Origin of the sequence: Ruixingdingia sedimenti, from assembly GCF_031432425.1 — a bacterium.
GTDB classification, from domain to species: Bacteria; Pseudomonadota; Alphaproteobacteria; order Rhodobacterales; family Rhodobacteraceae; genus Ruixingdingia; species Ruixingdingia sedimenti.
The window spans coordinates 1-10206 of record NZ_JAVKPH010000060.1; the positions used below are offsets into that span (position 1 = coordinate 1).

General features: G+C 62.1%; 14 protein-coding genes. 6 read left to right on the forward strand and 8 right to left on the reverse strand.

Features of this window, described 5'->3' with window-relative positions; genetic code table 11:
- Positions 1-10 precede the first annotated feature (10 nt).
- From RGD00_RS22060 to RGD00_RS22095, 8 genes are all read right to left on the reverse strand, one after another.
- On the reverse strand, positions 11-700 hold the full coding sequence (locus RGD00_RS22060) for a sigma-70 RNA polymerase sigma factor region 4 domain-containing protein (protein ID WP_310459397.1): 690 nt from the start codon (positions 698-700) through the stop codon (positions 11-13).
- 71 nt (positions 701-771) lie between these two features.
- Positions 772-933 (reverse strand): hypothetical protein, encoded by a 162-nt coding sequence (locus RGD00_RS22065; RefSeq protein WP_310459398.1) that lies wholly within the window; start codon positions 931-933, stop codon positions 772-774.
- A complete protein-coding gene (locus RGD00_RS22070; protein WP_310459399.1) occupies positions 930-1529 on the reverse strand; it encodes a hypothetical protein in 600 nt (199 codons plus the stop codon). Before RGD00_RS22070 ends, RGD00_RS22065 begins: the two co-directional genes overlap by 4 nt.
- Positions 1519-1647, reverse strand: coding sequence for a hypothetical protein (locus RGD00_RS22075; RefSeq protein ID WP_310459400.1), 129 nt, complete (start codon positions 1645-1647; stop codon positions 1519-1521). The genes RGD00_RS22070 and RGD00_RS22075 overlap by 11 nt, the downstream gene beginning before the upstream one ends.
- Before the next feature lie 176 nt (positions 1648-1823).
- On the reverse strand, positions 1824-2147 hold the full coding sequence (locus RGD00_RS22080) for a hypothetical protein (RefSeq protein WP_310459401.1): 324 nt from the start codon (positions 2145-2147) through the stop codon (positions 1824-1826).
- Positions 2148-2189: 42 nt separating this feature from the next.
- Positions 2190-2789: a hypothetical protein gene (locus tag RGD00_RS22085; protein WP_310459402.1), complete on the reverse strand. Its 600-nt coding sequence runs from the start codon at positions 2787-2789 to the stop codon at positions 2190-2192.
- Positions 2790-2968: 179 nt separating this feature from the next.
- Complete coding sequence (locus RGD00_RS22090) at positions 2969-3559, reverse strand: hypothetical protein (protein WP_310459403.1); 591 nt, start codon at positions 3557-3559, stop codon at positions 2969-2971.
- 217 nt (positions 3560-3776) lie between these two features.
- Positions 3777-5558 (reverse strand): hypothetical protein, encoded by a 1782-nt coding sequence (locus RGD00_RS22095; protein WP_310459404.1) that lies wholly within the window; start codon positions 5556-5558, stop codon positions 3777-3779.
- Between the two features lie 541 nt (positions 5559-6099).
- Here RGD00_RS22095 and RGD00_RS22100 point away from each other — a divergent pair.
- The 6 genes from RGD00_RS22100 to RGD00_RS22125 all read left to right on the forward strand — a co-directional run bounded on the left by RGD00_RS22100 (position 6100) and on the right by RGD00_RS22125 (position 10038).
- Complete coding sequence (locus tag RGD00_RS22100) at positions 6100-6276, forward strand: hypothetical protein (protein WP_310459405.1); 177 nt, start codon at positions 6100-6102, stop codon at positions 6274-6276.
- Between the two features lie 53 nt (positions 6277-6329).
- Complete coding sequence (locus tag RGD00_RS22105) at positions 6330-6554, forward strand: hypothetical protein (protein ID WP_310459406.1); 225 nt, start codon at positions 6330-6332, stop codon at positions 6552-6554.
- 2 nt (positions 6555-6556) lie between these two features.
- Positions 6557-6754: a hypothetical protein gene (locus tag RGD00_RS22110; RefSeq protein ID WP_310459407.1), complete on the forward strand. Its 198-nt coding sequence runs from the start codon at positions 6557-6559 to the stop codon at positions 6752-6754.
- Positions 6741-6962 carry a hypothetical protein gene (locus tag RGD00_RS22115; protein WP_310459408.1) on the forward strand — a complete coding sequence of 74 codons (222 nt, stop codon included), beginning with the start codon at positions 6741-6743 and terminating at the stop codon, positions 6960-6962. Before RGD00_RS22110 ends, RGD00_RS22115 begins: the two co-directional genes overlap by 14 nt.
- Positions 6963-7324: 362 nt before the next feature.
- On the forward strand, positions 7325-7900 hold the full coding sequence (locus RGD00_RS22120; RefSeq protein ID WP_310459409.1) for a hypothetical protein: 576 nt from the start codon (positions 7325-7327) through the stop codon (positions 7898-7900).
- On the forward strand, positions 7897-10038 hold the full coding sequence (locus RGD00_RS22125) for a terminase gpA endonuclease subunit (protein WP_310459410.1): 2142 nt from the start codon (positions 7897-7899) through the stop codon (positions 10036-10038). Before RGD00_RS22120 ends, RGD00_RS22125 begins: the two co-directional genes overlap by 4 nt.
- The last annotated feature ends 168 nt before the right edge of the window (positions 10039-10206 follow it).

Genomic DNA, 10206 nt, shown 5'->3' on the forward strand with positions numbered 1-10206 from the left:
CAGCTCGCCATCATGTTCGAAGACCGCTTCCCAATGGCCTAACACAACGCGTCAGGCACAAAATTCGGCACAGTCTCAGGTCTTCGAGCTCGAGGCCTCGTGCCTGTAGCGCCGCCCTGATTTTTCGGAACGCAGACTGTTCGTTCTGGTAAACGTAGGCCTGCGTGCAGCCCCAGATCTCGGCAAGCTCCATTTGGGACTCGCCCCGGAAGTGCCGCTGGAAGGCCCGCCATTCGCGGGCGGTGAGTCCTGCGTCGTCGGCGACCCGTTTCACCAGGTCGAGGCCAGGCGTGCTCTCGGCATATGGCTCGGGAGCCACCAGATCCACTGTCTGTTCGTCGTCCTGTCCTACAATGGCTACGCGACCGGCCGGCGCCCACACCTTTTCGGGCACCGTCGCGGGCGAGCTGCGGTGCCGATACACCTGCTTGCTTCTGTTCAGCATGAGGTAGCGGCACAGCGACACGAAACCCTCAGACCGCTCCCGGTCGAACTGGCCAGCCGCTTCGACGACCGCGAGACGGTATTCCGCGAGAAGCTCTTTCCGCATGTCCTGGTCGAACGCGCGCTTGCCTGCCTGCTGGGCGACAAAGGCTTCCACGCTCTGGCACAGACGTGCCAAAGCCTCCCGGTCCCCGTGGTCCTGCCACGCGACCGCCCATGCGAGCTGCTGTTCTTTGAGTGTGGGCCCGGTGTCCATGACGTCCTCCTGCCAGTGCAGGTGGGTAAAAGCCGGGCCGTTTCAAAACAGAAAGGCCGCCCATGGGCGGCCTACCAGCAGCGGTAGATGGGATGGCGGCGGGCGAGTTCTATGAGTGCCAGCCACCGCACGACCGGATCCGGATCCGCCCGGCCCCTCCACAGGTCCACCGTTCCAGCGCGACCGAACCGGGCCGCGCTGGTCAGTTGCTCGTGGGCCGTGGGCGGTCTCATCCCCACCGCGACCGCACCCTCTGCCTGGGCTTCCGCTCGTCCGGGAACTTCACGAACCGCAGGGTGCCAGCTCGGAACGCAGCCAGCTCTGCCTCCTGCCGCCGCGCTTCGGTCCGCTGGCGACGCAGACGGTCGGCTTCGACGCGGGCCCGTTCTGCCGCCGCACGGGCCGCCGCTTCCATGGCAGGTCTTCCCAGCTCGCGCTGCTCCGCACGGTGTATGCGTTCGGCGACATTCGACGCTTTGACCCATCCCCGGTGGAAGCGCAGCTGCTCGTGGCACACATACGCGGACTGCATCAGCCGGACGTGGACGGTGTCGGGGCGTTTCCACACGGGCACGGGCTCGCCCGTGTGCCAGTCCCGGCCGAACGCACCAACCCACGCGCGGCGCATTTCGTGGACCTCTGCCAGCAACCTGGCACACCCGGCACGGAACGTGTCGGAACAGTGCTCGGAGTCGCGGCCAGCCGACAGGATGGCCTCCGCTTTGCCTATGCGGTCGCGGAGGTAGGCAGCCGGTTCGGCCAGACCCGCGATGGGTTTGAGCTTGTGCTTGCGGGCTTCGGCCATGATTCCAAGCGCGTCAATTCTCATCGCACATCCCTCCGGCCAACAGTCTCATCCGGTGCTCCAACTCCCGGTTCAAGGACTCGACCCGGCGCAGCAACTGCTCCATCTTTTCCAGATTGCCCGCGCGCAGCTCGCGGAACACCCGCGCGTTCAAGACGCTGGACAAATCCCATAGAAATCCTACTGGGCACTTCCCCAAGCATGCAGCAAAAGCCAGTCGGGCGTGCCCTGTCGGGGCTGTCAGTAGATCCTCTCGTGCCGCTTCGTGTTCGGCGGGGGTGCGGGGGCGGAGCCCCCGCATGGTGGTGGGTTGGGCGGTCATTGCGCACCCCCTTCCACACCAGCGCGGCGGTCGACATAGCCACCTGGAACGCGCTTCGCGAGCGTGGCCTCAGCAATGCGGGCCCGGGTCCGGGCTGCGGACGACCGGTCGGCCAGGTGGTCGATGGCCTCGCCCAGGGCCTCGGTCGTCGGCAGGGCTTCGAACGCGTGCCAGTATGCGAAAGGCACGCCAAGTGGCGGGTGGTCGGCGGTCCAAACCTTGGGCGCGCCCTGGTTCGATTGAACACAGAGGATGGGGGCGCCCTTGTGGAGCTCGTCGAGCACCTTCAAAAATCGTTGGGGGTTGATGCGGGTCTTCATGGGTTTCTCCCTGTTGTTGTTGGCCCTGTTGGGGGCGGTGTGTCAGATGATGTCGCGACCGGCTTTGCTCATCTCGTCGCGCAGTTCGTCAAACCGTTTGCGCGCTTCTGCCGGCCAGCGCCCAGTGTTGAAGCCCATCCCAAAGTTCCCGAGCTTCTGCTCTTCAAGCATGATGAACAGATTCAGGGCTTCTTCGATCTCTTCGACTTTGCGCTCCGCGCGCAGCGAAGCGACAGCCAGTTTGAAAATCGCGTCAGAGCTCTTGGTGCGGTTCTCAATCCAAAATTTGGCTTTCGTCAGTCGGGCAAGAGCTTCAAGGGCTTCGGGGCGCTCCGCTTCTGGGAAGTAAGAAGAAAAGGCGAACGAGATTTTTTCCGCACGTATCTTCTCGGCCCATTCTTTCTGGGCGGCGCTACCCTTGAGGGCCTTCATGCCATGGTTCTTCGCCGCATTGCGCGCGTTTAGCGCTTTTTGCGACAACGGCTTGGCGGGGGCCTTGACCAAGGCGGGCTTCAACATCGCGCCGATATCGGCGTTGCTGTATTCGATGCCCGTGTCGTGGCAAAGCCACCGGCCGTTGCCTTGGTAGGCGATGTCGCCGTATTGGGCGACGGCTTCTTCGGTGCGTTCGATGCGGTTCATGGCAGTCTCTCCTTTTTCGGGAGGGCGACCATCGCCCTCCCATGAAAAGGAGATATGTCCCGAACCCCAGAACCGGTGAAGATTTCGGCCCGAAAAGTGAAGATTTCTTGTGGGTCGTAAAAACACGAAGGAAAAGGCCGCGAAGTTTTCGCGGCCGTTCGAAAAAGTTTGTAGTGCGGTTACGCGGCGTCTTCCTCTTCAAGGTCGGGGTCGTAGTGTGCGTCTTCAATGCCGACGGACCGAAGGGCGTCTTCAACTTCAATAAGCCCGGAATTCAGCATCACTCTTCCGTCTGCGTAGACGTGTGCTACGACGTCATAGAGCCGAAACGCGCTTGAGGTGTGCTTCCTGAAGCCTGCGGCGATCAGCTTACCCTCTGTTCTTTTGACGCGCCGTTCGCTGTCAATAAAGCGAGCGATGCTTGCCTTGAAATCAGAGGCCAGCTTGCCACCCATTTCCCTCGACTTCCCGCGTCGCTTTACCTGAAAGTAGAGTTGCGAACCGTGCACGAAGCCATTTATCCGGGCATGCATAGAAAGCATTTGGTTGGCTTGGTCTTCGATGCTGACGGAAACAAAAAATGAGTAACCTGCGCACAGGAACTCAACAAACACCATGTTACTTGCGACATTCATCGCCGTAGGCGTTGCATCAATCCCCTCTGCGGCAAGCGCGGCAAAAAATCGGTCAGTGTGCGGTTGCAGCTTGGCAAGCAGTGCCACTGCTGCATGTGCCGAAACCCCGTCGTTGCGCTTAATTTCTACGTCCATTTTCAGTCTCCTTTGGTTGGTTCATGCCGGTAACTTCGGTTCCTCGGAGACGTTTACAAGGCCGCAAATCAGAAAAAACGTAAAGAAATCGATTGGTTGCGCGCGCTCGCGGAATTGGGGGCGGCGCCTGGAAAGGCAATACCAGGCCATGAAAAAAGCCCCGGCCGAAGCCGGGGCAGTTTGTCGAGCGAGGGGCGTAACCCGGCCCCGGCGGGGTTCATTCGGCTGCGGTGGCGGCCGCCATGGACACGACAACTGGGCCGCTCCGCTTCACTTGCGGCTGGTCGGTGTTCTTCGCGCCGTAGCGCTTCATGCCTTCGCCGGTGAGGCCAACACCACGGAAATACCGCTCGCCGCGCACCTTGACCTCCACGACGCCCATGCCCTTCAAAGCAGCGACGAACTGTTCCTTCTCGTGTGGCTTGGGCCGGACGCCGTTCCACACGTGCAGAAGGGTGGTGACCGCGCTTTGCTTCAGGTCGAATGCCTCGTCGAACTCGAAACATTCTTCGAACAGGTCGAGGAATGGGTTGCCGGACCGCAGGATCCGGTCGCGCAGGGCCAGCATGGAGACGCTGTCGGGCAGGTTGCCAGCCTTGCCGCCGTTTCTCTCGTAGAAAGCCATTGCACCCTGGACGGCATATAGTGCCAAGGCCTCTTGGCCGTCGCGGGACTCCAGCCACATTTCCAAGTCGAGCTCTTTCAATTGGCCGCCTTCTGGGCAGTCCTCCGGGTCGTAGAACGTCTCCTTGAACTCGAACGGTGTGAGGCGACGCCGGGTTGCCTTGTCCCAGGTCTTGAACCGTGGGACAGTGTTCATGGAAAGCCAAAGCGACGCGAAGTTGACGAAGCCTTGGGCCTTCTCCGCGTGCGGCGGGCGGGCGCTCTGTGGGTCGCCACCGGACACCCGGTTGAACTCCCCGGCGTCGATGGAGGCGCCAAGACGGAACTCGGACGCCAAAGCAAACCGGCGCCAAATCAGGGGCACCTTGGCGCCGTCGTGCGAGTTGGCGTCGCGGTCGCCAGTGTCGACGATGAGCGACGACTTCACGGTCGTTCCCCATCCGCCGCCACCCAAGCCGAACAAGCGGGCCATGGCGCCCTGGACCAGCGACTTTCCGTTGTCGCCGTTCTTGGAGCTGTCCTCCTGGTTGCCGACCAGGAAGAACACACGCTTCGCAGACACCTCGGCCGTCATCGTGTAGCCCAAGGCCAGTTGGAAGCAGCGCGCCGTGTCCGGATCTTCGGGCCAGAACCGGGCGAAGGTGCGGACGACACGCGCGGCGTCCGCTTTGGGGTTGTAGTCGCACTCGAAGGCTCCGGTCATGTAGTGGAGCGGGTTGTTCGGCATCGTCTTGCCGGTGCGCAGGTCCACCGTGCAGTTCTGGAAAGCTGCCAGGTGGGCGACTTCCCGGCTGTTGAAGAAAGACCGGGGCAGAGTGAGGTCGGCCTGAGCGTGCTCAAGAACGTAGTTGGCGGACCGTGGGTTGGCGTTCAGCTTTTCCAGCACCACACCGCCACCGGCGGAGTAGACTTGGCGAACGCGTTTCAAGAGCTCGGGCGACGGCTTAATCGAGAACTCCCAGTGCGTGCCCGTCCACTCGCCCCAGCCGGCGGCTTCGACGTAGCAAACGCCGTCCCGGATGCGCTTCGCGACCCAGGTCGCAATGGCGGGCCATGAGATCTCTTCACGCGCAAAAGGGTTGACCTCGGTCTGCTGCTCGACGGATTCGGTCACAGCCGCAGCTGCGCGCTTGTCAAGCGCCGCCTGTGCCGCAGACGCGATTTTCAGGTTCCGGGCGGCGACCTTCAGCTCCTCGCCCAGTCGGGCGACCTCGGCCTTCGCTTCAGCGGCGGCAACGGCCAGCGCAACCTTGGTGTCCTTGCCTGCGACGCGGGCCTCGGCGGCGACGCGGGCGGCTTCAATCTTCGCTGCGGCGAGCGCAGCGGACAGTTCATCGTGCCGCTCTTGGGCGGCTTGCTTGCTCGACGTGGTCATGGGGTTTCCTCCTCTTCGACCTTTTGGCTGCTCTTCGCTCGGGCCGCCCCCGGTGGCCAAACCGGGGGCTTTCAGGTCCGAAGTCGGAGCTGCGGTTCATCACCGCACCAGGCCAAATGGGTAAGAAATGGCGGATCCAAAAACTTTTTTGTGGAGGGGGCGAGGGGGCAAGCAGGGGGCGGAAGTTTTGCCCCCTACTTCCTTATAGAAAACATACAGTTATACCCCAGGGGGCAAGGGGGCATTGTTTTGCATTCTTTCGTGGTGCGAGGTTCTCACTTTTGTGGTGGTGTGTCGATCGGACAGAGGACTCACACCACCACAACGACACACCCTACCATAGGGAAGTTTTGGCGAAAGTCCTGCCCCCTTGCCCCCGATGGGTCAAGCGTCTGTTTTGGATTGGAAAACAGGGGGCGGAAGTCTTGCCCCCGGTCTGCCCCACGTGCCCCCAGAAGATTTTTGTGCGCCGGGTTTGGGTAGGCCCCACATCCTTTCTATCTGCAAAGCAAGTCCAACCCAACCGCCAGGAGAAACGTCCATGATGCTCACCATCCTCGCCGCCATCGCCTTCGTCGTCGGCTTTCTCGGCGTCGCCTACTTGCTCGCGCTCGGGCTGACAAAAGCCATCCTTGCGCATCAGGAGCGCAAAGAAAAAGCGCAGCGCAGCGCCGAATATTGGGCTCTTCGCACGCGTTCTTCGTATCGCGCGTTTTGAGCCGAGAAAGAACTTCCCTACCTGCTTGGTAGGGACAAAAAGGGAGGCCCGCCATGAACACATTTCTCGAAATCCTTGCGTGGAACGCCGCGCTCGCCGCCACGTGCTACGGGGTCATCCGGTTCGTTGACTACGTCATCAAGCCCTGGCTTGAAGAGCTGGCGACCGCCGACCACGACCCTGCGGCACTGGACGAATACGTCATCCGGTCGGCCCTGACGGGCAAATACACGGACGCCGAAATCGAGGCGACCATCGCCCGCGCCCGGGGGCAGTGAGCATGAGCCCCCTGACCCTCGAACGCGCCATCCGCGCATTCTGCCGTGAAGCCTGCATCGACCGTCGGTCGGTGCACAACATCACGGTCGCGGGGCGCACGATGCTCTGGGTGGTGCATGAGCCGCAAGACCCAGTGCCGTCGGCCCCCCCCCACGCGCGCCAGCGCCGCATCTGGGGGCATACGCATGAGCGCGCCTGACAACATCACGCTGACCGTGCCAGAGGTGCGACAGGTGGCAGCGCGTGCTGCTATGCGGCTGGGCGCGCCCTTCGACCGGCGTTTAATGGCCGTCATCGACGACATCATCGAGGACGTCATCCTGGTCCAGGCGTTGGGTCCAGAACACACGCGGGAGAAGACCGAGGAGGCCGGTCCCGAACCAAAGAAAGGCAAGCAAAATGAATGACTTGCTTCTGCCCATCATCGCAGGAACAGGGACATGGGCGGTGCTCGTGGCCCTGTTCGTCATGCGGGCAAGAAACAAGAAGAAACAAGCACTTACGTGGTCCGAGCGGAAGCGGGCCCGGTTTCCCATAGGAGGGGGCGACGATGGCGCGCGCTAAACCATTGGAAAACCTATGCTTTTTGACTGTTTGGGGGTCGACCGGGCGTGTATCCGGGGTCCCTGGCATTAGCAAATATCACGGGTATTCCGGACGCCCCGACCTTTTTGGCTAATAAAATTTCAAAAAAAGCTATCCATCACGCAACAACGCGAGGCGCTCAATGGCAAGAAAATCAAATAGAAAGGGGGACTTGGTCTCTGCGTTGGCTCTGTCGAAGCTGCTGGGTCGGGACCGCCAGTCGGTGACCAGGTGGGCCGAGACCGAGGGCATGCCATACGAAAGCCGGCCGGACGCCAGCGGCGCCGGTGAGTGGAAGTTTTGGACTGCAGAAGTGGTTGACTGGCTGGTGGCCCGGGATACCCAGCGTGCCGTCGAGAAGCTGGAAAAGGTGGAGTCCGTTTCCGACGAAGAGATGGACTCGATGACTGTGGCGCAGGCCGAGGCAATGAAGGCCCGCTGGGACGCAGTCAAGTCGCGCACCTCGGCCCTCATGCAGATCTTGGCGCTTCAAAAGGAGAGCGAGGACCTTGTGGAGAAGGGCGTCATCGCCGCTGTCTACTCTGCCCAGATTGCCCGTGCACGTCATGCCTTCGGGAACCTGGATGCCCGTGTTGCTGCCCGCGTTCCCGATGTTGAACAACGCGTTCTGATTGCTGGCCTCGTGCGAGACGAGGTCGAAGCCATCTGCGCGGAACTGACCGTCCCGGAACATTTCGAGGCCGAAGAGGAGCCGGAGTCACCCCTTGATATCGAGTTTGCCGCTGAGGGCGACGAATGAACGAGAAGCAGCTTGTCCGGGATGCTATTGGGGACTCCGCCGCACGCCTGCGCCGCGAATTGGAGAGTGTCAACGCTACCGTCTTTGCACCGCGCCCGCGCCTGACCCCATCGCAATGGGCAGAGGCAAAGCTGAAACTGCCCCGAACGACGTCATCCTTGCCCGGCGACTTCCGTCTCTTCCCGCCTCAGCGCGGCATAATGGATGCCCTGGCTGAACCGGGGGTGGAAGAGATTGATGTTGAGAAGGCGAGCCGGACCGGCTTCACCCAGCTGATGGCGGCGATGGAGCTTTACTGCATCGAGCAGGAAGCCAAGCCCGTTGTATCCATCCACCCCAAGGAATCTTCGTCACGAGCCTTCGAGCGCAAATACATCCGCCCGATGCTACAGGAGTCCGAGAAGGTGGGCTACCTGTTTCCGAACCTGGAACGCCAACCCTGGAAGTCGAAGATCTCTGTCACCGGCTCGACCTTGGATTTTAAGGACGCCGTCCTGCCTGACAACTTCTCGGAATACCACGCTTGGCGGATCTTCGGTGACGAAGTCGACAGGCCACAGTGGAACGCCGGGGGCGAGGCCACCAGCGAGGGCGATAAAATCACCCTCATGTCGAAGCGCCTCGAGAGCTTCGACGACGGTATAATGATTCTGGGCTCGTCGCCTGGAACGGCAAAAGGCAGCCGCATCCACCGTCGTTTCCTGATGACAGACCAGCGGCGCTATTTCGTGCCGTGCCCGCACTGCGGCGAGTTCCAATACCTGAAATGGGGTGGCCGGGAAACCGAGCACGGGGTCAAGTGGCCAGAAGGGAGGCCCGAACAGGCTTACTACGTCTGCGAGCACAACGGCTGCGTCATCGAGCACCACGAAAAGCCCGCTATGCTGGAAAGGGGCGAGTGGAGGCCGACAGCCGTAGGATTGCCTGGCCGTGTTGGCTTCCATTTCCCGGCGCTACTGTCGCCGTTCAAGCGCGCTTCCTGGGGCCGCCTGGCCGTCGAGTTTGTCAAGGCCACGAACGAGGCGCGCGTTGGCAACACAGAACTGCTCCAAGCGTTCGTGAACACTTCGCTGGGTGAAGTGTGGGAGGAGCCCGACGCAAAGAAAGCGGCGGATCCGCACGAGCTGCAAGAGCGTCTGGAAATCTATGAGGCGGAAGCCCCGACCGGAACGGTCGTGGTGCTTGCGGGGGTCGACAACCAGGAAGGCAAAGAAGGCGAGCTCGGCTACTCGGAAGTCAGCATTTACGCCGTGACGCCCGGCGAACAGCTCTGGTTGATTGGGCACTTCGTTGTTCGCGACGCCGGCGGGCTGGACTCCGCACAACATTGGAACGCCGTTGAAGCCTTGCTCTTGCGCCGCTGGAAACTGCCCAACGGCCGTGAAATGCCGGTGTCCGTGGCGGCCATCGACACCGGCGGCAACCACGGCCAACAGGTCATGGATTTCTGCAACCGCATGCAGCGCGCCGGTCGCCGGTGGTGGCCAATCCAAGGCTACTCGAACCCGGGCGGAAAGCGCCGCAAGCCCATGTGGCCAACCTCGCCCTCGAAGTCGAAACACGGTGGGGTCATGCACACCATCGACACCTACATTGCGAAGGATACCCTGTTCGACCGCCTGACCCGCGAGCCAGGTATGCCCGGCTCCATACACTTCCCGACGGCGCCGCTGCCGGGTGCCGTGCCATGCGACCAGGTCTTCTTCAAGCGCCTGACCAAAGAGCGGCCCAAACCGTTGAAGGGCAACCCCGGTATGACCACTTGGGCCAACCAGCCAAGTGACCAGGAACCGTGGGACTGTCTGGTCTACGCCTACGCGGCACTTCACGGCTTCTACGCCATGAAGGGCGGGTCGAGGCTTCAAGAGATGCTGCGGGCTGAACCGCCCAAGGTAGACGGACCGCTGGCAGACGGGACCGAGGTGCCGACAGACGCCGGGGAAGGGGCCTTGCCCCCGGCCGACCCCGTGCCCACCGAAGCCTCGGATCTTCCGCCACCTGGAACGCCACCCTGGAAAATGACGCCTGCCCAGAAAGCGGCCGTGGCTGCGCAGCGTGCGAAGGAAGAGGCGGCCAAGCCCGTGCCGGTGCGTCGCAATCCTGGGCTCATGGTCCGCTCGTCTTTCGTGAGTCGCTGACGCAACGCCTCAGGCTGCCCCGTGAATAACGGGGCAAGCACGAAAGCGGGGCAGCCAGCATGTATGAACTTTGGACCACGGAAGACCTTAAGTAAGCGCGACGCTGATCCCCTCCTGCCGCTTCTGATCTGACCGGGCCATTCTCCGGGCGCATGAGCGTTGGAGGTG

Excerpts from the sequence above, each read along its gene's own strand:
- RGD00_RS22060 (WP_310459397.1), bottom strand. The coding sequence starts at position 700 with ATGGACACCGGGCCCACACTCAAAGAACAGCAGCTCGCATGGGCGGTC.
- RGD00_RS22065 (WP_310459398.1), bottom strand. The coding sequence starts at position 933 with ATGAGACCGCCCACGGCCCACGAGCAACTGACCAGCGCGGCCCGGTTC.
- RGD00_RS22070 (WP_310459399.1), bottom strand. The coding sequence starts at position 1,529 with ATGAGAATTGACGCGCTTGGAATCATGGCCGAAGCCCGCAAGCACAAG.
- RGD00_RS22080 (WP_310459401.1), bottom strand. The coding sequence starts at position 2,147 with ATGAAGACCCGCATCAACCCCCAACGATTTTTGAAGGTGCTCGACGAG.
- RGD00_RS22085 (WP_310459402.1), bottom strand. The coding sequence starts at position 2,789 with ATGAACCGCATCGAACGCACCGAAGAAGCCGTCGCCCAATACGGCGAC.
- RGD00_RS22090 (WP_310459403.1), bottom strand. The coding sequence starts at position 3,559 with ATGGACGTAGAAATTAAGCGCAACGACGGGGTTTCGGCACATGCAGCA.
- RGD00_RS22095 (WP_310459404.1), bottom strand. The coding sequence starts at position 5,558 with ATGACCACGTCGAGCAAGCAAGCCGCCCAAGAGCGGCACGATGAACTG.
- RGD00_RS22100 (WP_310459405.1), top strand. The coding sequence starts at position 6,100 with ATGATGCTCACCATCCTCGCCGCCATCGCCTTCGTCGTCGGCTTTCTC.
- RGD00_RS22105 (WP_310459406.1), top strand. The coding sequence starts at position 6,330 with ATGAACACATTTCTCGAAATCCTTGCGTGGAACGCCGCGCTCGCCGCC.
- RGD00_RS22110 (WP_310459407.1), top strand. The coding sequence starts at position 6,557 with ATGAGCCCCCTGACCCTCGAACGCGCCATCCGCGCATTCTGCCGTGAA.
- RGD00_RS22115 (WP_310459408.1), top strand. The coding sequence starts at position 6,741 with ATGAGCGCGCCTGACAACATCACGCTGACCGTGCCAGAGGTGCGACAG.
- RGD00_RS22125 (WP_310459410.1), top strand. The coding sequence starts at position 7,897 with ATGAACGAGAAGCAGCTTGTCCGGGATGCTATTGGGGACTCCGCCGCA.